The 24,789-nt window shown below is 50.0% G+C and carries 26 protein-coding genes; 4 read left to right on the top strand and 22 right to left on the bottom strand.

Features of this window, described 5'->3' with window-relative positions; all coding sequences use genetic code 11:
• Nucleotides 1-100: 100 nt before the first annotated feature.
• On the bottom strand, nt 101-1,597 hold the full coding sequence (locus AC27IT_RS24065) for a LysM peptidoglycan-binding domain-containing M23 family metallopeptidase (RefSeq protein WP_005831724.1): 1,497 nt from the start codon (nt 1,595-1,597) through the stop codon (nt 101-103).
• A gap of 257 nt (nt 1,598-1,854) precedes the next feature.
• Between AC27IT_RS24065 and AC27IT_RS24060 the strand changes: the two genes are divergently transcribed.
• On the top strand, nt 1,855-2,226 hold the full coding sequence (locus AC27IT_RS24060) for a hypothetical protein (protein ID WP_005831726.1): 372 nt from the start codon (nt 1,855-1,857) through the stop codon (nt 2,224-2,226).
• A gap of 75 nt (nt 2,227-2,301) precedes the next feature.
• Here the strand turns inward: AC27IT_RS24060 and AC27IT_RS24055 are convergent, their stop codons facing one another.
• From AC27IT_RS24055 to ychF, 10 genes are all read right to left on the bottom strand, one after another.
• On the bottom strand, nt 2,302-2,511 hold the full coding sequence (locus AC27IT_RS24055; protein WP_007780462.1) for a hypothetical protein: 210 nt from the start codon (nt 2,509-2,511) through the stop codon (nt 2,302-2,304).
• A gap of 170 nt (nt 2,512-2,681) precedes the next feature.
• A complete protein-coding gene (locus tag AC27IT_RS24050) occupies nt 2,682-3,968 on the bottom strand; it encodes an adenylosuccinate synthase (RefSeq protein WP_005831731.1) in 1,287 nt (428 codons plus the stop codon).
• A 181-nt stretch (nt 3,969-4,149) separates the two neighbouring features.
• A complete protein-coding gene (dnaB, locus tag AC27IT_RS24045) occupies nt 4,150-5,499 on the bottom strand; it encodes a replicative DNA helicase (RefSeq protein ID WP_005831733.1) in 1,350 nt (449 codons plus the stop codon).
• A 24-nt stretch (nt 5,500-5,523) separates the two neighbouring features.
• A complete protein-coding gene (rplI, locus tag AC27IT_RS24040; protein WP_025846303.1) occupies nt 5,524-5,967 on the bottom strand; it encodes a 50S ribosomal protein L9 in 444 nt (147 codons plus the stop codon).
• Nucleotides 5,968-5,993: 26 nt separating this feature from the next.
• Nucleotides 5,994-7,931, bottom strand: coding sequence for a DHH family phosphoesterase (locus AC27IT_RS24035; protein ID WP_487092133.1), 1,938 nt, complete (start codon nt 7,929-7,931; stop codon nt 5,994-5,996).
• Between the two features lie 4 nt (nt 7,932-7,935).
• Nucleotides 7,936-8,844 (bottom strand): DUF2232 domain-containing protein, encoded by a 909-nt coding sequence (locus AC27IT_RS24030; protein WP_005831738.1) that lies wholly within the window; start codon nt 8,842-8,844, stop codon nt 7,936-7,938.
• An 84-nt stretch (nt 8,845-8,928) separates the two neighbouring features.
• Nucleotides 8,929-9,159, bottom strand: coding sequence for a 30S ribosomal protein S18 (rpsR, locus tag AC27IT_RS24025; protein ID WP_005831740.1), 231 nt, complete (start codon nt 9,157-9,159; stop codon nt 8,929-8,931).
• Between the two features lie 41 nt (nt 9,160-9,200).
• Nucleotides 9,201-9,680: a single-stranded DNA-binding protein gene (locus AC27IT_RS24020; protein WP_007779761.1), complete on the bottom strand. Its 480-nt coding sequence runs from the start codon at nt 9,678-9,680 to the stop codon at nt 9,201-9,203.
• A gap of 29 nt (nt 9,681-9,709) precedes the next feature.
• Nucleotides 9,710-9,997 (bottom strand): 30S ribosomal protein S6, encoded by a 288-nt coding sequence (gene rpsF, locus AC27IT_RS24015; protein WP_005828370.1) that lies wholly within the window; start codon nt 9,995-9,997, stop codon nt 9,710-9,712.
• Between the two features lie 142 nt (nt 9,998-10,139).
• Nucleotides 10,140-11,240 carry a redox-regulated ATPase YchF gene (ychF, locus tag AC27IT_RS24010; RefSeq protein WP_005828368.1) on the bottom strand — a complete coding sequence of 367 codons (1,101 nt, stop codon included), beginning with the start codon at nt 11,238-11,240 and terminating at the stop codon, nt 10,140-10,142.
• Between the two features lie 245 nt (nt 11,241-11,485).
• Here ychF and AC27IT_RS24005 point away from each other — a divergent pair, with 245 nt between their 5' ends.
• Nucleotides 11,486-12,109 carry an NAD(P)-dependent oxidoreductase gene (locus AC27IT_RS24005; protein ID WP_487092132.1) on the top strand — a complete coding sequence of 208 codons (624 nt, stop codon included), beginning with the start codon at nt 11,486-11,488 and terminating at the stop codon, nt 12,107-12,109.
• A gap of 147 nt (nt 12,110-12,256) precedes the next feature.
• Nucleotides 12,257-12,637: a hypothetical protein gene (locus tag AC27IT_RS24000; protein WP_487092131.1), complete on the top strand. Its 381-nt coding sequence runs from the start codon at nt 12,257-12,259 to the stop codon at nt 12,635-12,637.
• Nucleotides 12,638-12,918: 281 nt separating this feature from the next.
• Here the strand turns inward: AC27IT_RS24000 and pepF are convergent, their stop codons facing one another.
• The 6 genes from pepF to AC27IT_RS23970 form a co-directional block, all read right to left on the bottom strand.
• Complete coding sequence (gene pepF / locus AC27IT_RS23995) at nt 12,919-14,829, bottom strand: oligoendopeptidase F (RefSeq protein ID WP_487092130.1); 1,911 nt, start codon at nt 14,827-14,829, stop codon at nt 12,919-12,921.
• 189 nt (nt 14,830-15,018) lie between these two features.
• The gene (locus AC27IT_RS23990; protein ID WP_025846312.1) at nt 15,019-15,324 is read right to left on the bottom strand and encodes a hypothetical protein; all 306 of its coding nucleotides are present in this window, start codon (nt 15,322-15,324) and stop codon (nt 15,019-15,021) included.
• Nucleotides 15,325-15,502: 178 nt separating this feature from the next.
• On the bottom strand, nt 15,503-16,279 hold the full coding sequence (locus AC27IT_RS23985; RefSeq protein ID WP_429782345.1) for an Ig-like domain-containing domain: 777 nt from the start codon (nt 16,277-16,279) through the stop codon (nt 15,503-15,505).
• Between the two features lie 105 nt (nt 16,280-16,384).
• On the bottom strand, nt 16,385-16,594 hold the full coding sequence (locus AC27IT_RS23980; protein WP_005828358.1) for a DUF951 domain-containing protein: 210 nt from the start codon (nt 16,592-16,594) through the stop codon (nt 16,385-16,387).
• 20 nt (nt 16,595-16,614) lie between these two features.
• Nucleotides 16,615-17,508, bottom strand: coding sequence for a mechanosensitive ion channel family protein (locus AC27IT_RS23975; protein ID WP_005828356.1), 894 nt, complete (start codon nt 17,506-17,508; stop codon nt 16,615-16,617).
• A complete protein-coding gene (locus AC27IT_RS23970; protein WP_005828354.1) occupies nt 17,505-17,786 on the bottom strand; it encodes a putative Se/S carrier protein in 282 nt (93 codons plus the stop codon). The genes AC27IT_RS23975 and AC27IT_RS23970 overlap by 4 nt, the downstream gene beginning before the upstream one ends.
• 216 nt (nt 17,787-18,002) lie before the next feature.
• Here AC27IT_RS23970 and yyaC point away from each other — a divergent pair, with 216 nt between their 5' ends.
• Complete coding sequence (yyaC, locus tag AC27IT_RS23965; protein WP_487092129.1) at nt 18,003-18,608, top strand: spore protease YyaC; 606 nt, start codon at nt 18,003-18,005, stop codon at nt 18,606-18,608.
• Between the two features lie 81 nt (nt 18,609-18,689).
• Here yyaC and AC27IT_RS23960 read toward each other — a convergent pair whose 3' ends face one another.
• The 5 genes from AC27IT_RS23960 to AC27IT_RS23940 form a co-directional block, all read right to left on the bottom strand.
• Complete coding sequence (locus AC27IT_RS23960; RefSeq protein ID WP_007779789.1) at nt 18,690-19,589, bottom strand: diacylglycerol/lipid kinase family protein; 900 nt, start codon at nt 19,587-19,589, stop codon at nt 18,690-18,692.
• 599 nt (nt 19,590-20,188) lie between these two features.
• Nucleotides 20,189-20,899: a DUF554 domain-containing protein gene (locus tag AC27IT_RS23955; RefSeq protein WP_005828347.1), complete on the bottom strand. Its 711-nt coding sequence runs from the start codon at nt 20,897-20,899 to the stop codon at nt 20,189-20,191.
• Between the two features lie 23 nt (nt 20,900-20,922).
• Complete coding sequence (locus AC27IT_RS23950; protein ID WP_005828345.1) at nt 20,923-22,077, bottom strand: aminotransferase class V-fold PLP-dependent enzyme; 1,155 nt, start codon at nt 22,075-22,077, stop codon at nt 20,923-20,925.
• Nucleotides 22,078-22,092: 15 nt separating this feature from the next.
• Nucleotides 22,093-22,938 (bottom strand): ParB/RepB/Spo0J family partition protein, encoded by an 846-nt coding sequence (locus tag AC27IT_RS23945; RefSeq protein ID WP_327944123.1) that lies wholly within the window; start codon nt 22,936-22,938, stop codon nt 22,093-22,095.
• A complete protein-coding gene (locus tag AC27IT_RS23940; RefSeq protein WP_007779793.1) occupies nt 22,935-23,693 on the bottom strand; it encodes a ParA family protein in 759 nt (252 codons plus the stop codon). The genes AC27IT_RS23945 and AC27IT_RS23940 overlap by 4 nt, the downstream gene beginning before the upstream one ends.
• Between the last annotated feature and the right edge of the window lie 1,096 nt (nt 23,694-24,789).

Raw genomic sequence — 24,789 nt, 5'->3', positions numbered from 1 at the left:
CCCCTGCCAGCCACTCCCTGCCTTTCGCATCGTCAAAGTGCCGACATAGCAAAAAGGGCTCCTCCAAAGAGTCGCCCTTTTCTATCCAAAAATTACATGTCTATTTTAAGAAACGCATCGGGTTCTGAACTCGTCCATTTTGATGAACCTCAAAATGGAGATGGACACCGGTAGAGTCTCCGGTCGAACCTTTTACGCCAATTTTCTTCCCTTGTTCAACTACATCGCCGACCTTCACGCTGATCGTGCTCAAGTGGCCATACAGCGTTTCCATCCCGTTTCCATGGTCGATGATGATCGCTTTTCCGTAATCGCCGTCCCAGCCCGCGAATTTGACGCGGCCGTTGTCTGCCGCCATGACAGACCCTGATCCGGCAATGTCGATTCCTTTGTGCAGTCGGCCCCAGCGAGAGCCGAATCCGCTGCTGATATATCCGCTTGCAGGCCAGCTCAGACGGCCTGTCCCACGCGAAGGAATAACCTTTGTTCCGCGCTCCATGATTTTTGCGACTGGCTGTGCAATGACTTCTTGTTTGACAACCTTGCGCTCGACAACTTGTCCATTTTCTTTCACGACTTCATACTGAACGAGCTTCGTACCGTTTTTGCCTTCTTGAACAACTTTTGTTTCCCCTTTGGGAAGCTTGTCATTGTTGTTGATCTGGGTAGGGAATGCAATGACTTCTTGCTGCGAAACGTCTTCCTTCACCCGTACCGTAACCAACGGGCGAATCGCTGTGACGTTGATTTCCTGTCCTAGCTGCAAAAGCGTGTTTTCCGTAATGCCAGGGTTATTGGCATAAATGTCTTTTGTGGTAATTCCGTACTTTTTGGCAATACAGCCGATGCAATCGCCCTCAACTACCGTGTGCTTCAGTTCCTTGAAGGTGCCCTTGACCAAAAGCTCTTCGACTTTTTCGGCAGGCAAAATTTGAGCTGCAGGTACTGTTTCCGTCTGCAACTCTACGTTTTCTTTGAAAGTCACTTCTTTTACCGGGGTTGCCTTCATCTCCGCCATGGACGCCGCCGCTACTGCGGCTTTTTTGCCAGTGAGAATAGGCACGCCGGAATATTTTTGCTTCACTTCGGCCAGCACTTCTTCAGCCGATTGCTGATCGGGCAAGTAGCCGACCACTTTGCCGTCGATCACCAGCTTCACTGCCTGAACCTTGATGTCTGCCACGGAAGCCAGCGCTTTGACTGCGGCATCGTTGTCAAAAGGAGCCTTGAACTGGCGCTCTTCCTTGAAGGTGATGTAATCCGCCAGCGTCAGATTCAGCCCTTTTTTGGCTTTTTCTTCTGCCAGCTTTGCTGCCGTCCAATCCTGAATGACCTTAGGATCGTTCACCACACCGATTTCCTGTCCGTTTACGATGACGTGATAGACCGATGTGACATTGCTCGTATAGTAATATTGCGCCGAAGCTCCGGCGGCCACCGTCACCAGCAATCCCGCTGCGATGGAAACCGTTTGCTTTTTATGTCCCTGGATGTACGAGCTTGTACGTTTCATTGCACGTTTCGCCAGATCGCTGCAATCCCGAACGATGCGTTCGGACCGTTCCTGCAGCTTGGCCTTCCACTCAGACCATTGCATAACTTGTCCCTCCTGAAAACAGATACAGCTATCTCGTTCCATTTCCTGAAAATTTTAAATATACCGACTAGGTCATATATCCCAATATTTAGTTACCAATTATCTGCCAAAATGCCTAAAGAAACCAACTATGTCGACTTTACCATAAATTTCACGACAACATCAAGTGTAAATTGCTGTCGAATAAAAAATATGACGAAGCGTCACCATATGGACATACAATTGGGGGTTTTTTTCATTACTGGGAGGCTGATTACGTGAAAGAACGCAACATTTTGGCTGGATTCCATACCGAGGATGAGGCGAAACAGGCAGAAAATGCGCTTCGACAAGCCGGCTTTACGACCATTCAAATCGACAAAATCGGCCAATTTCCAGGGGACGGATTAGAACAGATCACCACCCCGCTCTCCGGCGATTTTCCGGGGGTAGGGGTGCTGACACTGGCTGGCGATTTTCCAAGCGGACCGGATGCACGCATCCTGGCAGCGGCGAATCCGGATGCCAGCGGGCTGTCCGATCGCGGTGACGATAATCTGACCCGTACGGTGCTGCTGACTGCAGTCGTTGCGGAAGAACGGGGGGACGAAGCGATCGCCATCATCCGCTCTCATGGCGGCCTGATCTGAAATGTGAAACACAATAAACAGCCATCTTTCCCTTTTTGGAGGAAAGATGGCTTATTTCGTCTCAGGCATCCAGGCTTACACCTCTTGCATTGATGTCACGTCTTTCAGGGCGAGTCTGCGAATCGTCGTTTTCTCTGCGTCGTTTTGCTGCTTGTAAGTGGTGATGAAGCAAAGGTAACCGTTGTTGAAATGAGTCATGGTCCCCTTGATAACGACGCCGTTAATCATTTTCACCTGTACGTTTTTCCCCAGCAGCTTCTTGGCTTTTTGGTCAAACCCCATCATCACGATCACCTCTCCATTTCTCCTTATGTCTAACCTTATGCCCAGAGGGTGCCGTTTCTTGTCTGTCCGTAAAAAAAGGAAAAGCTGCCGAATTATCGACAGCTTTTTTCATACGGCTTGCCCATGAAAATGGTCAGGCCGACTTTTCTGCTACGACGTTGGAACTAGGCTTATCCCCAGATGCCGCGCACAACAACGGTTTGCTCGCGATCTGGCCCTACGGAGAAGATCGACATTGGGATACCTGTCAGTTGTGTGATGCGCTCGATGTAGTGGCGAGCGTTTTCTGGCAGGTCGTTCAGATTGCGAACACCGGTGATGTCCTCGGTCCAGCCTGGCAGTTCTTCGTAAACAGGCTCGCATTTTGCCAGCAGGTTGAGGTTTGCCGGGAACGATTCAATGATTTCGCCATTGTATTTATACGCTGTGCAAATGCGTAGAGTCTCAACACCAGAGAGCGTATCCAGCTTGGTGATAGCCAGACCAGTGATACCGCTCACGCGACGGGCATGACGAACGACTACGCTGTCAAACCAGCCTACGCGGCGGGCACGGCCGGTTGTCGTACCGTACTCGAAGCCAACCTCGCGGATGTGATCGCCAGTAGCGTCAGTCAGCTCAGTCAGGAACGGACCGTCACCTACGCGAGTGGTGTACGCCTTCGCTACACCGATTACTTGATTGATTTTGGTTGGTCCCACGCCGGAACCGATAGTCACGCCACCCGCAATCGGGTTGGAGGAGGTGACATAAGGATACGTCCCTTGGTCGATGTCGAGCAGTACGCCTTGGGCCCCTTCAAAAAGAACACGGTTTCCGTTGTCAATCGCATCGTTGAGCACAACAGATGTGTCGGTTACGTATGGACGAATGATTTCTGCCAGAGCGAGGTACTCATCCAGCACTTCTTGCAGGTCAAAGCCAGTCGTATTGTACATTTTCTCCAGCAGCATGTTTTTCTCTGCCAGGTTGCGTTCCAGCTTGCGGGCAAACTCATCGCGATCCAATAGATCGGCAATGCGGATGCCGATGCGAGCTGCTTTGTCCATGTATGCCGGGCCGATCCCTTTGCGGGTCGTACCGATTTTATTTGCACCGCGGCTGTCTTCTTCCACGCCATCCAGCTTGATGTGGTACGGCATGATGACATGCGCGCGATCGCTGATTTTCAGATTGCTAGTGGAAAAACCGAAGCTGTGAATGTACTCCAGCTCTTTTACCAATGCCTTCGGATCGATTACCATACCGTTTCCGATTACGCAGGTCTTGTCAGTATAGAAAATTCCGGATGGAATCAGGTGCAGCTTATATTTGTTACCATCAAAAATAATGGTATGGCCGGCGTTGTTACCCCCTTGGTAACGTGCCACTACCTCTGCGCTTTCAGCCAAATAGTCTGTAATTTTACCTTTACCTTCATCGCCCCACTGGGTTCCGACGACAACGACTGTTGACATCGAAAAACACCTCCTGATATCATCATGTCCTTTTGGGCCTGAAACAATCTAAGTGTACTAAACCATTTCTTGCATGTCAACGGAAAATACGAACATTTAAATAGTGGAAAGATTATATGTTCGGCAATTCAAGCAAGAAAAAAAAGCCGGAATTGCTCCGGCTTTTTCTCCATTTGCTCTATTATCCAGCCTGATTTCGAAAGCGCTGATCCAAGCTTACGAATTTGTTAAATTCTTTGAGGAATGCCAGCTCTACCGTCCCGGTCGGGCCGTTACGCTGTTTGGCGATGATGACCTCGATGACGTTTTTGTTTTCCGTTTCCTTGTCGTAGTAGTCATCACGGTACAGGAACGCAACGATATCGGCGTCCTGCTCGATCGAACCGGACTCGCGGATGTCGGACATCATCGGGCGCTTGTCCTGCCGCTGCTCTACGCCACGGCTCAACTGGGACAAAGCGATTACGGGAACATTCAGCTCACGGGCGATTCCTTTGAGCGTACGGGAGATTTCCGATACTTCTTGCTGGCGGTTGTCTCCCTTGCCGCGGCCGTGAATCAATTGCAGGTAGTCGATGAGAATCATGCCCAGGCCGCGTTCAGCCTGCAATCTGCGGCATTTTGCGCGAATGTCCTGCACGGTTACGCCTGGCGTATCATCAATAAAAATCGGTGCCTTCGCCAACGTACCAATCGCCATCGTCAGCTTCTGCCAGTCGTCTTCCTCCAGCGTACCGGAACGCATCCGCGAGGCGTCCAGATTGCCCTCGGCACAGATCATACGCTGTACCAACTGGGAAGCGCCCATCTCCAGAGAGAAGATGGCGACAGTCTCTCCAGCTCGTGCAGCGACGTTTTGCGCGACATTCAAGGCAAAAGCCGTCTTCCCGACAGAGGGACGGGCTGCCAGAATGATGAGGTCACTGCGCTGAAATCCGGCGGTCATTTTATCCAAATCGGTATATCCGGAAGGAATCCCGGTAATGTCTCCACGCCGTTGACTCAAAAACTCGATCCGTTCATACGTTTCCAGAAGCGCGTCACGGATTGGCGTAAAACCGCCGCTGTTGCGGTTTTGCCCGATCTCCATGATGTACTTCTCGGCATCCGCAATGATCTCCGTTACGTCGTCCTCGCGGGAGTAACCGTCGTTCGCAATTTTTGTTGCCGTATGAATCAAGCGCCGTAGCAGCGCTTTTTCTTCTACAATTTTGGCGTAGTATTCGATATTCGCCGCGGTCGGAACCGAGCTGGCGATTTCGGTTAAATACGTGACGCCGCCGACTTCATCTAACAGCTTGTGGTCCTGCAGCTCAGCGGTTACGGTAACCAGATCGACTGGCTCGCCCTTTTCGTACAGGTCCACCATGGTTTGAAAGATGCGCTGATGCGCTGTCTTGTAAAAATCCTCCGGACGGAGAATCTCAATGGCCGTGATTAAAGCTTCCTTAGACAAGAACACGGCACCCAGCACTGATTGTTCCGCTTCCTTGTTCTGCGGCGGCACACGATCCAAAAACAGGTCGCTCACGTCACACCCTCCAGGATTGCGTCATTATTCTTCTACCACGTGAACTTTGAGTGTCGCAGTTACTTCGTTGTGCAGCTTGACTTTGATTTGCGTCACGCCAAGCGCGCGGATGGCGTCCATCTCCAGCTTGCGTTTGTCCAGCTTGATTTTGAACTGCTCTTCCAGCGCTTGTGCCACTTGTTTGCTCGAAATTGCGCCAAACAGTCGTCCGCCCTCGCCGGCTTTTCCTGTTACTTTTACTGTCAGCTCGCTCAGCTTCGCGCCCAGCGCTTGTGCTTCCAGCTTTTCCTGCTCCTTGCGCTTCTCTTCGCTGCGCTTTTGCGCATCCAGCGTTTTTATGTTGCTATCTGTAGCTTCCTTCGCCAGCTTGCGCGGCAGCAGGAAGTTGCGTACGTAGCCTTCAGACAGGTCTTTGATTTCGCCTTTTTTGCCTTGGCCTTTTACATCTTGAAGAAAAATGACTTTCATCATCGTTTCCCCCTTTTCAAATTGGCCTACACGACCGAATCAATCGCTTCTTTCAAACGTCGAGTCGCTTCCTTCACGGAAATGCCCTGAATTTGCGTGGCGGCTCCTGTCAGGTGTCCGCCACCGCCCAAGAGCTCCATGATCGCTTGCACGTTGATGTCGCCCAAAGAGCGTCCGCTAATCAGGATCGTATCGTCTCCCCGCTCGGCAATGACAAAAGATGCCTGGATGCCCGAGAGCGTAAGCAACTGCTCGGCCGCCTGGGCCACCTGGACTTGCGTGTAGTTCTCGGTAGGATCCCCAATGGCAATCGCCATATTATCTCTGTACGTTTCCGTGTTCATAATGATGCGTGCCCGCTTCACATACTGCGTCAAATCTTCCTTCAGCAAACGTTGAACAGCAGCCGTATCGGCCCCGTTGCGCCGCAGGAAGGACGCCGCTTCAAACGTGCGCGAGCCTGTACGGAACGCAAAGCTTTTCGTGTCTACCACAATCCCTGCCAACAGTGCGGTGGCAATCAGATTGTCGATATTCAAGCGCTCGCTTTGATATTGCAAAAGCTCTGTGACCAGCTCAGATGTCGAAGACGCATACGGTTCGAGGTACAACAGAACCGGCTCGATAAACTCTTCGGAGCGTCGATGGTGGTCAATGACGACGATCCGGCTTGTCTCACCGAGCAACTTCGGCTCAATGACCAGCGAAGGACGGTGCGTATCGACAACCACGAGCAACGTGCGGCCCGTCACCAGTCTGATCGCCTGCTCCGGCGTAATAAATGTTTCAGCCAATTCCTCATTGGCGTAAATCTCCCGCATCAAGCGTTCGACAGAGTTGTTGCTTTCATCCATGACGATATAGGCTGCCTTGTTGTGCAACTGCACGGCCTTCAATACACCAAGCGAAGCACCGATGGAGTCCATATCTGGCTGTTTGTGGCCCATTACGATCACATGCTCGGCCTCGTGGATCAAATCACGCAGCGCATGGGCGATCACCCGTGCCCGAACGCGCGTCCGTTTTTCTACCGCATTTGATTTGCCACCGTAGAAGGTGAGCTTGTTACCGATCTTGATCGCGCACTGGTCGCCACCGCGGCCCAGCGCAATGTCCAAGCTCGATTGGGCCATTTGCCCCAGCTCGATGTACGTCGTCGCCGCTGCCCCAACCCCGATACTGAGCGTAATCGGAATTTTGTTGTCAGCCGTCATTTCCCGAACCACATCGAGAATGTCAAAACGCGTTTCTTCCAATTTATCAAGGGCTTCCCGTTCCATCAGCGCCAAAAATTTGTCAGCCGTGATTCGGCGAAGGTATATGCCATGTTTGTTGGCCCACTCTGTAATCACACCAGCCACGCTTGTCGACAAAAGCGTACGGCTCTGATCGTCCATGACTTGTCCAACCTCGTCCAGGTTGTCGAGGTGAATAATGGCGAGAGCAGCCTTTTCGCGATGGTAACGCGTCGTCAATTCTTTGAAGTCCGTAATGTCCTTGAAATACAAAAGACGCTCATCGGACCGAACCATGACTTCGTAAACCCGCTCATTGTAAGTAAATTCGAGCCGTTTTTGTTCCGGCTTCCACACGAGTTGGGGGAATACCTCTTGAAGGCTCTTCCCGATCATCGACTCATCCCCGGACATATGTGTCATGAACGGGTTGACCCACTCGATTGCCTTTTCCTCGTTGTATAAGAGAATTCCGATCGGCAGCTCCTGAATAACGCCTTCTCCGGCTTTTTTCACGCGGTGAGTGACTGTCGCCAAATACAGGCGCAAGTCCCGCTGAAATCCTTTTTCTGCTTGAAGGGCGTATAGAACCAGGCCAATCAAGCAAACAATGCCGATCGCCCCGTACATCCAATGGTGCAGGGTCAAAATCCCCAACAACAGCAAGCTAAAGCTGAGTGCCAGGACCATGTGCATCCCGTACCAACGCTTTAACAGGAATTTGGGCATCTCCTCAGCCCCTCTTCACTCTTGTTTCCAGTTTTTCACGCAAACGAAGCCCTAAGTCAAATATCCCTACCAGACTAAGTATAGTGCTTAAGAACGGAAAAATAAATAGACAGACAACAAGCACTGGAGTCAATCTCTTCCACCCGTACAGGTACGCTGCAAACAGGCAGAAGCTCAAACCTTGGAGTGTAAAAATCCCGTCCAGCATGACTTTTACGTTCATGATGGCGGTCTCCCAGAACGTTCCCTGCATGCTGCCGCCAAACACCAGAATGCTAATCATGGCGAGGAAATAATAGTACAGCAAAGATCGCGGGAAACTCCACTCCCGGATTGGCTTCAACGCCGGAATCGGCTTTTTGATCCGTTTTCCAATCAGGCTGGCCAATCCATGTGTGATCGCGCTGGAGATAAAGCTGAACATCACGATGCTCGTAGGCAGTACCATTTTGATAAGAGCAACCGTCTGGTCAAATTGCTCTTTTGTCACGAAGGAAGGGCGCATTTGAGCGGTCTGTTCCAGCATGGTCTGGAAATTCAGGTTCATTCCAAATGCCATGAAGGCAAGCCCGAAAACGGTGCTGAGAAACACAACACCAGCTCCGGCTACAATCGCCGGAAGTGCCTTCCCTCTTTTCGCATAAACAATTCCCATGGCAGAGCCCCAAACCGCTCCGCTCAAGGCGATCGCAGCAGCGATCGGTCCTGCGATGATCCAGCCAAGGAACGTGTACACGACAGAGATCCACACCATAATCGACACGTTGCGGCTTACGGCCAGGAAAATAAACGGCAGCGGTAAAAGGAAACTGACCAGTGCTCCCAGTACGGTATATGTACTAAGGAACAACAGTACCAGTGCAATACCCAGCATCAGGGCATTTTCAGCCAATTGCTTCGTTTTGGAAGGCATGTCAGCACCTCATTTGCGAGTAGCGAAAAATATGGAAAAAAGAGGGCCACGCAATTGTGTCCCCCTTTTTATCGCTTGTGTAAATTATTCAGCCGTGTAAGGCAGCAGTGCTACTTGACGAGCGCGTTTGATCGCAATTGTCAAAGCACGTTGATACTTCGCAGAAGTACCAGTTACACGACGTGGCAAGATTTTGCCGCGTTCGCTGATGAATTTTTTGAGCAAGTCTACATCTTTATAGTCGATGTGCTTGATTTTGTTCACTTTAAAGAAGCATACTTTACGACGCTTATTAGGACGTCCTTTGCGTGCCATGATAGTCCCTCCTTCTTAGGAATGTGAAAGTTTTACGATTCTTAGAACGGCAAGTCGTCATCAGAAATGTTGATCGGCTTGCCTGCACTCGCGAAGGGATCACCAAACGGATCAAAGTCATTGTTTCTCTGACCGGATGGCTTGTTTCCGCCACCAAATCCTGGTCCTGGATCGTATCCTGCGTTGTCTCCGCCGCCTTCATTGCCTCGACCGCCCAAAAATTGAACGTTCTCCGCAACGACCTCTGTTACATATACGCGTTTTCCTTCTTTATTATCGTAGGAGCGCGTTTGAATGCGTCCTTCGATGGCAGCTTGTCTTCCTTTGCGCAAGTAGCTTGCACAAAGATCGGCAAGTTTTTGCCAAGCGACAATATTAATGAAATCGGCTTCTCTCTCGCCTGCCTGATTGGTGCGAGGACGATTGACAGCCACGGTAAAAGTAGCAACGGCAACGCCATTCGGCGTGTAGCGAAGTTCAGGATCTTTCGTCAGGTTGCCGATGAGAATAACTTTATTCATCTTGGTTCCCCCTCTGACCGCGACAATAATTACTTCTCATCACGAACGAACATGAAGCGGATTACGTCGTCGTTGATTTTCATCAGACGCTCAGCTTCCGCAACAGCATCAGCGTTCGCTTTGAAGTTCATCAGAACGTAGTAACCTTCACGGAACTTATTGATCTCGTACGCAAGACGACGTTTACCCATTTCTTGAAGCTTAGAGATTTCGCCACCGTAGTTGGTCACAATTTCACTGTAACGAGCTACATTGGATTTTACTTTCTCTTCTTCAAGGTCTGGACGCAATACATACATAACTTCGTATTGACGCATACCTTTTCACCTCCTTATGGACTTTGCGGCCCTGTACGGGCAAGGAGCGAGTGCTAAAACGAAACGCACAAAACATGCACTCCATAAATACTCGCATTATCGTATTATAGCAAAACGCCTATAGTGAAGCAACTATTTCGTACTAAACATTGAAGCGAAAATGCATGACATCTCCGTCAGCCACAACGTACTCTTTCCCTTCAAGACGGTACTTCCCGCGCTCTCTGGCTGCCGCAACTGATCCAGCATCTACCAGGTCGTCGTAAGCAATAACCTCTGCGCGAATAAAGCCGCGCTCGAAATCGGTATGAATCACGCCTGCCGCACCTGGAGCCTTTGTGCCCTTGCGAATGGTCCACGCGCGCACTTCCTGTACCCCTGCCGTAAAGTAGGTAACCAGACCGAGCAGCTTGTAAGCAGCGCGAATCAGGCGGTCCAGACCGGACTCGGCCAAACCGAGCTCTTGCAGGAACATTTCTTTGTCTTCGCCTTCCAGTTCAGCAATTTCTGCCTCGACCTTGGCGCTGATGACAACGACCTCTGCTCCTTCCTTCGCCGCATGCTCGCGAACAGCCTGCACGTGAGGATTGTTGTCTGCGTCATTGATTCCGTCCTCTGCCACGTTGCACACGTACAGCATCGGCTTGATCGTCAAAAGGTGCAGGTCGCGAATCCATTTGCGCTCTTCGTCGTCCAACTCCACGCTGCGCGCGGACTGGCCTTCTTCGAATGCAGCCTTCAGTTTTTCCAGCACGTCCAACTCCTGCTTGGACTCCTTGTCGCCGGATTTCACCTTGCGCGCGATACGGTCGATACGGCGCTCGACTGAATCCAGATCGGCAAAAATCAGCTCCAGATTGATCGTTTCGATATCGCTCAGTGGATCGACACGGCCTGCCACGTGCGTGATGTTTTCATCCTCGAAGCAGCGAACGACATGCGCGATCGCGTCTACTTCCCGGATATGTCCGAGGAACTGGTTGCCAAGCCCCTCGCCTTTGCTCGCGCCTTTTACCAGGCCGGCAATGTCCACGAACTCAAATGCCGTCGGAACGACTTTGTTCGGCACTACGATCTCTGTCAGCTTTGTGAGACGCGGATCCGGAACTTCTACGATCCCCACGTTCGGGTCAATCGTACAGAACGGGTAGTTCGCCGACTCCGCACCCGCTTGTGTAATGGCATTGAACAGTGTTGATTTCCCCACGTTGGGAAGCCCAACAATACCGCAAGATGCACCCATCTATATACACTCCCTTGTCATCGTCCTAACATCCTTTTAAGTATATAGATTTGGATTTAAGAATACAATTGTCTCCTTGTGGCAACTTTGGGCCCTGACAGGAAGCTCACCGTGCTGTCGGAATGTCCCCCTTTCCACTTCCACGATAGCTGATGGTGGTGGGACAAAAAAAGAAATGCTAGACTTACACTAGCAAAAAAACTGTTGACCCGATCACTCATTCATGTTCATGAGGTGAATACATAATGAAGCTTTTGCTTTTCGGCGCCACCGGCCGCGTCGGCAGCCATATTTTACGGCACGCGCTGGCAGATGGCCATGAAGCTACGATTTTGGTGCGCTCTGCGGACAAGCTCCCCCAGCCTTTGCCCGAAAACGTGCGCGTGCTTACGGGAAACGTCTTGAATGAACAGGACGTCAAACTGGCGATGCAGGGCGTCGATGCCGTTATCAGCGCCCTTGGCACAGATGGCACGACCACACTGTCGGAGGGCATGCCGCTCATCCTGCATGCCATGAAGCAGGAAGGCGTCTCCCGAATTGTCACAGTAGGCACAGCGGGAATTTTGCAAAGCAGAGTCTCCCCCGATTTGCTCCGCTACCAGTCCAGCGAATCGCGGCAAAAGCTGACCAGGGCCGCCGAGGAGCACCACAAGGCGTACTTGCTCCTGCAACAATCCGGACTGGACTGGACGATTGTGTGCCCGACCTATTTGCCTGACGGCAGCTACACAGGCAATTACCGGGTCGAGGCCGATTACTTGCCTGCAGATGGCATGCAAATTTCCGTTGCCGATACGGCGGAGTTTACGTACAGGCAGCTCGGCAGTTCTGATTATTTGCGTGTACGGGTGGGGATTGCTTATTAGTTGTTGTTTGGGGAAAACATGAAGTTTGGATATCCCTCTAGCTTCGTTAATACAATAATTACACAAGAAACCTTTTTCCTTTTTTTTCTTCATATCAAATAGGTGGTTTCTCAAAATTATGGTGTAACTTTATCTGGAGGGAAAATGATGAAAAAACTTTTGATATTTTGTGCTAACAGCATCATAGCAATATGGTTCTTTTTACTTTGGTGCAACATGATGCTGCTTTCCAGTGATATTCCTATAAACATCAGTTATGATGAGATGAAAAGTTCAACTCTTACAATTCTCGTTTCTACAGCCATTACGATCTTTTACGTTAAACTCACTCCTGACAACAAGTTATATTACTTTCTTATCTTTCCTACACTTCTTTGGGGCTTTTCCATGACTCAATCATTAATTTACAACTATCACCAATCCGATACGATAATTGCTATTACCGGATTTATTTGTAGTGCATTAATTTTCTTTGTTTTATTTTTTGATGCTAGACGTACATCAATGTCACCTAAAATACTGTCCTAACAAGGAAGAACGTTCACTTCCCTATAGAAGTGAACGTTCTTCTTGCTTGTTTACAATCCCGGAAACGGGACCGTCACCACGGAACTCAAAGTATTCTGATTTTCTCGATGAACCTTAACGTAATTCCTATGTGTCGGGTCGCATTTTCCTTGTTAACCAATCTCATTTTACTACTAATTAAGTTAAACTACTTTAATGTAAGCTCTTGTTTGTTTGCAAAAAAGACTCCCTGCCGCTTGAAGACAGGGAGCCTTTGCTTTGTTTATGCAGCGCTAAACGCTTTACTTTTCGTTCACCAGTTTTTCCAGCTCATTCAACGTCTCTTCGAAAATCTCCATGGCCTGCTCGATCGGCTTGGATGTAGACATGTCTACGCCCGCTGCCTTCAGCACCTCGATTGGCGGAGCAGAGTTACCCGCTTCAAGGAAGTTTTTGCGGATACGGTCAACTGCCGGCTGTCCTTCATCCAGGATTTGTTTCGCCAGCGCCTGGGACGCCGCAAAGCTCGTAGAGTATTGGTACACGTAGTACTTATAGTTGAAGAAATGGGAAACGCGCGCCCATTCCATCGCGATTTCCTCGTCGGAAACCATGTCTTTGCCGTAGTACTTTTTGTTGATGTCGAGGTAGATTTTTTTGATCGCCTCGGCGTTGAGCGATTCTCCTGCCTGCTCCTTGTCGTGAATCGCTTTTTCAAACTCGGCAAATTGCGTTTGGCGGAACAAGGTCGAGCGGAAGTTCTCCAGGTAGTGGTTCAGGAGATACATTTTCTCTTCCTTCGTCTTCGCCTGCGCGTACATGCTCTTGAACAGCAGCGTCTCATTCATCGTGGAAGCCACTTCCGCCGTAAAGGTCGGATAGTTCGACGAAATGTACGGCTGGTTTTTGTTCGTGTAGTACGACTGCATCGCATGCCCCATCTCGTGGGCGATGGTGTACACGTCATCGAGTGTGCCCTGATGGTTCAAAAGCACGTACGGATGCGTGTCGTAGGCTCCCCACTGGTAAGCGCCGGTGCGTTTGTCGTCGGTCGAATAGACGTCTACCCAGCCGCCATCCAGTCCTTCCGCCAGCACCTTCACGTAATCGTCGCCCATTGCTTTCAAACCTTCGGTGACGATTTTTTTCCCTTCCTCGAAGGAAATGTATTTGTCGTCGGATGGAACGATCGGCACATAGATGTCGTACATGTGCAGCTCCTTCACTCCGAGCATTTTTTTCTTCAAGGCAATATAGCGGTGCAGCAGCGGCAAGTTGTCGTTGACCGTGTCGATCAGCTCATCGTACACCTTGGTCGGGATGTTGTTCGGCGTCAGGCTCGCTTCCAGCGCAGAGTTGTAGTTGCGTGCCTGCGCGTAGAAATTGTCTGCCTTCACTTTTGCTGCCAGTGTCTGTGCGAACGAATCCTGGAAGTCAATCAAGGCGCTGTAGTATGCCTTGAAAGCATCCCTTCTCACACGCTGGTCCTTGCTTTCCATATACGAAATGAAGTTGGCACGCGTCAGTTGGACTTCCTTGCCTTGCTCATCCTTGATTTTCGGGAACTTCACATCTTTGGACAGCATGCTGTAAATGTTGGTTGGCGCATTGCCCAGCGGAGAGGATTTTGCCAGCAGCTCCTCCATCTCTGTGGAGAGCGAATGCGGCTTGGTTCTCAGCATGTCCTCAATGAAAAGCTTGTACGGCGCCAAAGACTTGTCAGCGAGCAAGCTCTTCATTTTCTCATCCGGAATGGCAACGATTTCTGGCTGGAGCCATGCCGTTTTTTCCGAAACAAGCGTGTACATTTTCTCGGCGCGGTCTGCCAGCTTCTGCAGCTCAGAGTTGGCCGAGTTTACGTCCAGCGACATGTTGGCGTACACATACGCCTTGTCGTTGAGCCGCATCATGTCCTCGTAATCATCGAAAGCAGCGAGCATCGCCGCAGCAGAAGTCCCCAGCTTGCCCTGGTGCTTGGTAAAAGCATTCGCCAAAGCCTCCACCTTGACTACGTCTTTTTCCCAATCCTGAACAGTCGGGTAAATATGATTCAGTTTCCACTTATATTGGTCTGGAATTTCAGCGCGGGTCTGATAATTTGGCTTTTCCGCAGCAAAAGCGACTGCCGGCGTGCTGTACGGAATAAATGGTACCGATACGGCCGAAAACGCAATAGCCAAAGCTGTAACTGATGCAAACACTTGCTTTTTCAAATCTCAATCGCCCCTTTTCCTTACTCTTTATCTTTTCCAATTTCTAGTTAGTGTAATTACGTTGTTGCACGTCCAAATTCCTTCTTATTAATAAAAATATTTTAAATATTTACTAACAACAGTCAATTTATCCAGAGAAAATTCAGATTTGTGGATAATTTTGTGGATAACTGTCTATCCACAGCTTGTTTATTCCCAACCCCCTTTTCCGTTTTGCATTTTTCGACAAAAAGTTGTCCACATTTTCTGTGGATAGAGTGTGAATAACTTATTTTCGTCGGAACCAGGGCATTCGCCCATACCCATTTTCATGTTCCTACATAGCATGAGTATTGAAACTAGGGTAGGAGGTGTTAGCAAGTGGGTCTCTTTAACGGCTTCGACGATTTCGCGCTGATCCTGGTTCTTTTCATCCTTCTCGTAATCGTAGGTTGTGACTGCGACTAAGCTTCCCGCTGCCATCCGGCCTATCTGAAGGTAAGCTTGCACGACCATGCATCTTACCTTCCCCATTCCACATAGATCATTGACTGGCTACGCAGCCGACGGAAAATGATCGGTCATAACCTTAAAGTACAATCACCGGGAGATACATCTGATCGTACAAAAAGGAAAAAAGGATGCGCCGCTTGCTACGGGTTGCATCCTTTTTTTATCCACAACCAAACTTCCATTACTTCGCGCCACTCGTGAAACTCGACCATTGTGACTTATTCACATTGCCCGCCTGATCTTGCAGCAGGCCGCCAGCGAGACTGACCTGATAGCTCGTATGCGGCTGCCATTTTCCTTTTGGCTTGATTGACAGCATTCGCTTGCTCTTGTTCCAGGTGACGGTATGCGGGACAGCCTGGCCTTTTTCATCTGTCAAGCGCACAAGTCCTGCCGCCGTTTTGCTGGAGAGTGCTCCTCCGCTTGCCAGAGTCACTTCCTCCGCAAACTGCAGCGTCACTTTCTCCTCCAGCTTCACCTGCTTGGCGCCATGACCAGGCAAAATAATCGCCTGCGGAGCAATGTTATCCACGGGCTTTTTTGTCGTGAACGCAGCGGACAGCTCCGGGTTCAGCTCCCCTCGCGCATCCTTCAGCTTTTTGGCGGGCAGTGTGACGCGATACGCTTTTCCCGCCTCCAGGTTACCCACAGGGTCGATCACGATGCTTTTCGCTGTCTTGTTCCACTTGGCTGTGAACGGGACTTTCTTTTTCTTTTCGTCCACAAGCTGCACGATGGACAGCAACGACTTGTCCGTGATGTCACGCGAATTTGCCAAACGGACCGTCCCGGAAAACGTCAGCGTAATGACAGCGTCTGCTGCTACCTCTGTCGCTTTGTCCGTCGGCGAGACGCTTATCTTCCAGTTGCTTGCGTCCTTCGCCCATGCCGCCTGTGAAAACGCAAGCAGCATCCCCAGCACAGCGATCCATTGCATCCACAACCGTCTGGCACTCATCTTAACCATCCCTTTCGTCTGCGTGGCGAAAGCTTTTGGTCAGCTCCACCACTGTTTACGGACAGTGTAGAAAAAGACAGACGGTTCCTTCAAAAGTTTTTTGCTTTACTCTTTCGGCTCTTCCTCTGCGCGCACCAATATTTTTTTCAGTTTGCGTTCAAATTCAAGACGACCGATCATGACACTGTGGTCGCAGCCCGTACATTTGATTCGCACGTCCATGCCCATGCGAATGACTTTCCACGCATTTGTTCCGCATGGATGCGGCTTTTTCATTTGTACGATGTCCCCCAGCCCAAATTGCTTCCTTTCCATCTCTCTTCTCCCCCTCTACTCTATGCTTGGCCTTGTGCCTTGCCCGACATCGCGACGATTTTCGGATACGGAATCTGAATGCCCCGTTTGGTAAACTCGGTGCGAATCATCGCCCGCAGGTTGCGATTGACGCCGTGGTGGGTGTTCGGCTTGCACTCGGCAGTCACCCGCATGACGACCTCAGACGGCCCCAATGCTTGTACGCCCAAAATTTGTGGCTCCGCCACGATATCTGTCAGCTCGGCTTGCGCTTTTGCCAGCACTTCTTTCAGCACTTCTTCAACCTGACCCAGATTTTCCTCGTACGCTACCGAGACATCCACAACAGCCAACGTATTTTGCAGCGAAAAATTGGTCACTTGCGTAATGGTTCCGTTCGGGAAAATAAATACTTCTCCCGTCCAACTGCGCACGCGTGTGATCCGCAGGCCAATCTCCTGTACGGTCCCGGTCATGTTATTGATCGTCACGACATCCCCTACAGCAAACTGGTCTTCAAAAATGATAAAGAAACCAGTGATAATATCGCGCACGAGACTTTGCGCCCCAAAGCCGACAGCCAGCCCGAGCACCCCTGCGCTCACCAACACAGGCCGCAAGTCGATCCCGATCAGTTGCAAGATCATCAAAATCGCCAGGAAATAAATCGTGTACTGAATGATATTGTTAACAAGCACGCGCATCGTATCGACACGGCGTTGATCCAGTTGGAGCTTGCCGCCTCCGTGGCGATGATGAAAAATGCGGTTGACTGTCGCGTGCAACAACGAAACAACGATACGCGAGGCAACGATGATCGCCAAAATTTTCGCCAGCACCATCCCTACAGTTACCCACATGTCGGCATCTGTGAGATAGTCGTAAATTTGGTTGTACAGCTTTTGAAAAAAGCCTTCTGCATTTGTAGTATTCATTCTGTCCTCTCCTTCTGTCTGCCGTATTCGTCAACCTCCTGGTATCGGCCAGCAAACTGACGAAAATATCCTCGAATGACTACTTGCTGCTCTTCCATGATCGTTTTCGCGCGAGAATAGTCAGGCAAAGGAAACTCAATGGAAAGGGCACAGCCAGCCGTTATCTCTTTTGGCGTCGGTCTTGTGTCGATATCAATATCTTCGTACTCCAGCAGCATTTCTGCACGCAAAGCTTGCTGTGTGGAATCAAATGCAATCAGTACAGTCTCTCCTTCCATCCCTCTCCCTCCTTCGTGTCCTTGTTTTCTTTTTCACAAGGCTTTGCTGACGTGCTTCTCTTATTTTACCCGTTCAATTTCCGGCTTGCCAGCTTCGCTGATTTTTCAAAACCTCCACAACCTTCCCATTAGCAGGTATAAAAATGACTTCCCGGTACTATACTGTGAATACTCTTCTATAACGTTTAGGCCAAGTCCGCAAGAGTGGGGGTAGCCATGAGTACATTTGAAAATCTCAAAAACTGTTCTTTGCCACCTTTTAAAGTGGAATACCGCAGTGAAAACGCAGACGATCATCTGGCTAGACACCTTGCGCAGCGCTTTCGCTTAAAACCGTATGATGAAGACATTGTAATTGTATGTATCGGCACAGACCGTTCGACAGGCGACGCGCTTGGGCCGCTCGTCGGAACCAAGCTGCAAACTGCCGCGCCCAGTCATTTGCAAGTGTACGGAACGCTGGACGATCCGGTGCATGCGATGAATCTCAAGGAAAAACTCGATTCCATCCAAACGAACCACCCCAGCGCTACACTGATTGCCGTAGACGCCTGTCTGGGCCAATTCAGCCACGTCGGCAACATCAATGTCATCAGCGGTCCGCTAAAGCCAGGTGCCGGGGTCAAAAAGGAGTTGCCGCCTGTCGGTACGTTTCACATTACTGGAATCGTCAATGTCGGCGGCTTCATGGAGTATTTCGTACTCCAAAACACGCGACTTGCCGTCGTCATGAACATGGCCGAGATTATTGCCTCTGGTTTGGCCAAAGCCGCGACACTCGCTGCTGCGCCGAACCGTTTGGATAGTGTTTTGCACGACTGACCATCTTCCCTCGACCTTTTCAAATCAATAGCCATTTTCTTTGACTTGCCCGGTCCCTCTGCGGATGGCAAGTCTCTTTTTTTAGACGAAAATCACCTGTTGACCGGGAAGCATTTTCACCTGAACGGGGGTTTCCCCCATCAATTCGCCATCGGCATGAACCATGAGCGGCACAGCCGTTTCAATCGTGACCTGGCTCCCGCGGAAAAAGGAAACTTTCGGATGCGTGACATGGGTGCCTGTGTATATTTTCAAAAAGGCGCGCAGCAGCTCGCCCCGGCTTACATTGCTGACGACGCAAATATCCGTCAGGCCATCGTCGGCGACCGCCATAGGGCAAATTTTCATTCCCCCGCCGTAATTCGGAATATTGGCTGCTGTCACAAGCCAAACTCCCGACTTGTCGATCGTTTGCCCGTCGACCTGCAAGCTCAGATGGCCCGGCTTGAAGTTGCGCAGCTCCCGTAAAACGGAAATGACATAAGCCAGTCCACCCAGTCCGTATCGGTTCAGCCACGCTTTATATTGCGCTGCATCGGTCGCTTTCGCTACTTGCGCATCAAAGCCTGCTCCAATCGAATTTGCAGCAATTCGCCCGTTCATCAGCATCAGATCAATCCGTCTTTCTGCTTTTTCTGACAAAATTCGCTCCACTGCCTCGATCGGATCGTTGACAATGCCGTGCGCCCGGGCAAAGTCGTTCCCTGATCCAGCCGGCACCAAGCCAAACTTGCATGCTTGTCCGGACTGATAGATCCCGTTCAACACGCCATGAACGGTTCCGTCTCCCCCTATTGCAATGATTTTATTTACTCCCTCTTTTTGAATCAACTCTTTTGCCAGCTTTTCCGCGTCTCCCTCTCCCGATGTCTCCCTCACGGAAAAAACCGCTCCTAAGCCATTTACAGCAGGCTCTATCCTCTCCCATACTCTCTTCCCTTTGCCATTTCCCGCCACGGGATTGACGATAAAACCCACCATTGACTTTCTCTCCCCACAAGACGCTTTCCGTTCTAATGGTCATTATCGCACGACATTTTCTTTTGATGATAGCGGTTTTTTTTATGCCAAACTTACATGTCGCATTCCTTTCGCTCCGTTGTTCCTCGCTGTATGGTTTACAGTGGCATGGCCCGCTGGATTGCTGTCTTTTGTTAATGAGTTCGTCGCGTCAAAAAAAGTAAGTCTCAGCAGCTCCGTTTACTGTTTACTTGGTCTCACACTATTATTGCGAGTTGTTGTGGACAGTCCCTTGAAATCAAATGGCTATGTGTGTGCCTTTTGCAGTAGGTCATTTCAAACGGCACAGCGCACGGCTACCTGTCATGCTCTCTGGTTTCTGGTTTCTTCTTTCTGCCTTTTCCCTTTGTCCTGCTTCATTTCTCTTTCCCCACTCTTCCTACTTGCTCCCTAGCTTTTACTCCGAACCCCCGACTCCCCCTACAGCTTTGCCTTTGCCTGCTCCCATCTTTAAAATGTCCGCCCTGAGTTCTACGCGCCCCATCGCCCTGCATGAAAAAAAGACCCCTCCTGCACGCTACCCGCGCACAGAAAAAGTCTTTTCCCGCTATCTTGCCATCTTATAAAAAACTGGACAACCACTGGCTAATCGGAACTCCCAATGCTGCAATCACCAGTGCGGGCAGCATGTTCGCTACATTGATATTTTTGATCTCCAAAATGTTGATCCCAATCGCGATAATCATCAAGCCACCCACTGCCGTTACTTCTGCCAGCATCGCATCGAGCATCGTTTGGCTCACCACACTGTAAATTTGGGTAGCCAGCAACGTCAGCACACTTTGGTACAAAAACACAGGTACTGCTGAAAATATGACGCCAATCCCTAGCGTCGAAGTGAAAATAATCGCGGAAAAGCCGTCCAGAAGCGCTTTGGTGAACAAAATGTCGTGGTTGTTTCGCAACCCGCTGTCCATCGCTCCCAAAACAGCCATTGCGCCGATACAATAGACCAGAGTAGCTGTTACAAACCCGGTGGCAATACTGCCTTTTCCGCCGCCAACCTTCCGCTCCAGCCAGTGCCCCAGACGATTCAAGCCTTTTTCAATCCCCATCAATTCCCCGATAATTGCCCCCAAAACAATGCTGACGATCACCAATAAGAAGTTGCCCGATCCAAGGCTCATCTTGACGCCCAAAATCATCACAGCCAGCCCGATTCCTTGCATGACTGTATGTCGGATCGAATCGGGAATCCTCGTCAAGAGCCTCCCCAACAAAGCTCCTACTATGATGGCGCCAGCGTTTACCAGGGTTCCTAACAAGATCACGTGTGTGTCCTCCTACCGCTACCTTACGAAAACGCCGATGCTATCTCTCTAACAGCGTTCATAAGAGCTTCTACGTCTTTCTCTGTATTGAACATCCCAAAACTGGCCCGCACCGCTCCCCGCTGCTCGGTCCCTGCCGTATGGTGCCCCAGCGGCGTGCAATGATAGCCCGATCTCGTTGCGATTCCGTATTGTTGATCGAGAATAAAGGATACCTCCGATGCATCCACCTGCCCGATGTTGAACGCGATTACTGCGACCCGCTCTGTTTCAATTCCCGGACCGTACACCTCTACTCCAGGAATTTGCTGCAGACCTGTGATCGTTTGCTTGGCAAGCTCCCATTCATGCTGGCGAATGTTTTCCACGCCTTTTTCCAGGACAAATTCGACCCCGGCCAGTAATCCTGCCAAACCGACTGTATTCAACGTCCCGCTCTCGTAGCGGTCCGGCCGTGTAGTCGGTTGCTCAATCGCTTCTGATTGACTGCCAGTTCCCCCATGCAGCAACGGCTCCAGATCAATGTCGCTGTGCACATACAATCCGCCTGTCCCTTGTGGACCATACAGCCCTTTGTGCCCGGGAAACGCCAGCATGCCAATATTCATTTCTTCGACGTGAATAGGCAGCACTCCCGCCGACTGCGAGGCGTCTACCAGAAACGTGATACCCTTCTCTTTGGCCAGTTTGCCCAACTCTGCAATCGGCAAAATAACACCTGTCAGGTTGGAAGCGTGGCTTACGACCAGCAGACGCGTGTTTGGCTGGATCGCCTTGGCAAAATCGTCAACATGAAAAAGATGATCGCCTCTAGGCTCGACAAAAGTAGCTTCTACCTGATGGACGCGGCGCATATATTCAATAGGACGTCTCACTGAATTATGCTCCACTGACGAAGAAATCACATGATCGCCCGGCTTTAGAAACCCTTTGATCGCCTGGTTGAGTGCTTGTGTCGCATTTAGATAAAAAAAGAGGTTATTCGGGTTTTGAATCCCAAACAACCGCGATAACTGCACTCGTGTCCGAAACACGGTCTTGCTCGCTTTCATCGCCAAGGTATGTCCACCCCGGCCAGGGTTGGCGGCAAAATCTTCGATGACTTCAGCCATCCGCTCTTTCACGCCGGGTGGCTTCGGCCAAGTTGAAGCTGCGTTATCCAAATAGATGATCGCCATGACTACCTCCTGGACTTACTTCTCATCATTCAGTATCTCAATGATCCGCTGCAAATCTTCCTGCGAATAAAAGTCAATTTCGATCTTGCCGCGTTTCGCGCCTTTTTTAATTTTCACGGCGGTTCCAAAGCGACTGCGCAGCCGTTCTTCCAGCTCAACCAAAATCGGCTCGCTTTTTGCCGGCTTTTTCTTCTTTGTTTCACGTGAAACACTCAACTGTTTGACCAACTCTTCCAGTTGTCGCACGTTCAGCCCTTTTTCCACTACATCCTTCGCAAGCTGCTTTTGCACTTTCTCATCTGAGACACCCAAAAGCGCCCGAGCGTGGCCCATGGACAACTCTGCCGCTGAAACCATTTTCCGAATGCTTTCCGGAAGTTGCAACAGCCGCAGCATGTTCGCTACATGCGGTCTGCTTTTTCCGATTCGCTGAGCAAGCTGCTCTTGGGTATAATCGTGGTGCGCGATCAGCTTTTCATATGCTTCCGCTTCTTCCAACGGATTGAGGTTTTCCCGCTGCAGATTTTCAATCAGCGCAATTTCCATCAACTGCTGATCGGTGTAGGCTTTGACGACTACCGGAACCTGCTTCAAGCCCGCGAGCTTCGCTGCACGCAAGCGTCTTTCTCCCGCTACCAGCTCGTAACCCTTGATGCTTTTCCGGACAATCAGCGGCTGGATAATGCCATGTTCCTGTATCGAGTTTGCCAATTCATCAATAGCCGATTGTTCGAATTCTTTACGGGGCTGATACGGGTTGGGACGAATCTCACTGACGGAAACCTCTTTTACTTGCTCCCCTTCTTCAATGAGATTGGACGTAATAAGTGCATTCAGCCCTTTTCCCAAACCTCTACTCATACCCCTACCACTTCCTTCGCCAAGTCAGAATAAACTTCTGCACCACGCGAGCGTGGATCGTACGTTATAATGGCTTGTCCATGTGATGGCGCTTCGCTCAAACGAACATTTCGCGGAATAATCGTTTTGTACACTTTCTCCTGGAAGTACTTTTTCACTTCCTCAATTACTTGCAGCCCCAAATTCGTGCGTGCATCCAGCATGGTCAGCACGACGCCTTCAATCGCCAATTGCGAATTGAGATGCTTTTGTACCAGGCGAATTGTGTTCAACAGTTGGCTCAATCCTTCCAATGCGTAGTATTCACATTGAATCGGGATCAAGACCGAGTCAGCAGCAGTCAGGGAGTTGACTGTCAAAATTCCCAAGGAAGGCGGGCAATCGATAATGACAAAGTCGTATTTGTCCTTCACAACCTCCAAGGCTTTTTTCAGACGAACCTCCCGGGATATCGTTGGAACCAATTCAATTTCTGCTCCCGCCAATTGAATCGTCGCCGGAATAATCATCAATCCTTCAATCTCGGTAGGCAGAGTCGCATCTACGGGGCTGATGTCGTTAATGAGAACATCATAAATACAATAGCGGACATCGGCTTTGTTTACTCCGATACCACTGGTTGCGTTCCCTTGTGGATCAATATCCACCAGCAGCACCTTTTTCCCCAATGCGGCCAGACAAGCACTTAGATTGACGGACGTAGTCGTTTTCCCGACGCCGCCTTTCTGGTTCGCAACCGCAATGATTTTACCCAACTTCTCCACCTCATTTTTCTCGTGTAGGAAAGCTTGTGATTTTGCCTAGCAAGATACAATCGCCAGCTTTCCGGAACGCCTTCAAGAATATCTGGTTTGTGCCAAAAGACTCGTGATCGGTTATCTTCAACTGCCTATGCTCTGCCTGATCCGGCTGGACCCGGGCAGATTCTTTAACTATCTAAGAACTTTTCAATGTGGGGCCTGTGACGTTGCCTCTGAAATGTGTGTATCAGGTAGCGTTATGGAAAAGCTTTTTGCGGGATGGCGGTTGTTGTTTCCAACCAGGAAGAAGCTTTCGGACAGCTTTTTCAGGCTTCCATCCGTTCCAAACTTCCCCTTCTGAAGCAAAAAGCTGCGCTAGCTTGCCTGTTATACACAAAACGAAACCTCATCGCGAAACAACGACTACCCCAAAACGTAAAAAAAGCTTGGTACTACCCATGTTACCAGATTTATTGCTTGCCCGTACGCTGTTTTTTTGATATTGAGACAATTTGTCCTTAATTTTGTCCGAACAGTTCCGATTGTCCCCTTTTTGCCAGAAAAAGATGCTTCTTGCGCAAGCAAAGCTTGGAAAAAACGGTCAAGGCCGCGCATGCAAACTCCCAAAAAGAATCGGTCGTGCAGGTAGTCGGGCACAGTCGTAAGTGCTCGCTGCTCCGATCTATTACTTTTCTCATTCGGATTTGCCCAAAAAGAAAGGCGACCCTGTCGCCACGCCCTTGCCGTTTTTTCGTTTTATGTTTTGATATGTTCTTTTTTTATGGGAGTGGCTTTCTGTTCTCTATTATCTATTATTATAGAGACAGAGGTATAGTGGGGCAGGTGTTGCCGTTCATGCTCTTATGTTGCGATTCTTGGCGTTTTTTCGGACTGTTGGCTTTCTAAAGGGTACGGGACACGATTTGATTTCAACTCGCATGGATTTCGCGAGGTCACGCGGGCGGGCACGACGGCACTTTAGTTCGTAAGCTTTTGCAAAAGCATGATCCGCAGCGTCACTTCAACTCGTTAGGTTTTTGTAAGGACATCGTTTTCAACGGTACTATCGCTCGTAGGCTTTTGGCAATGCCAGATTTACAACGGCATTTCA

This window comes from Brevibacillus sp. YAE8 (assembly GCF_057543335.1).
Note: the sequence above shows the minus strand (reverse complement) of the source record. Positions and strands in the feature narration are given on the sequence as shown.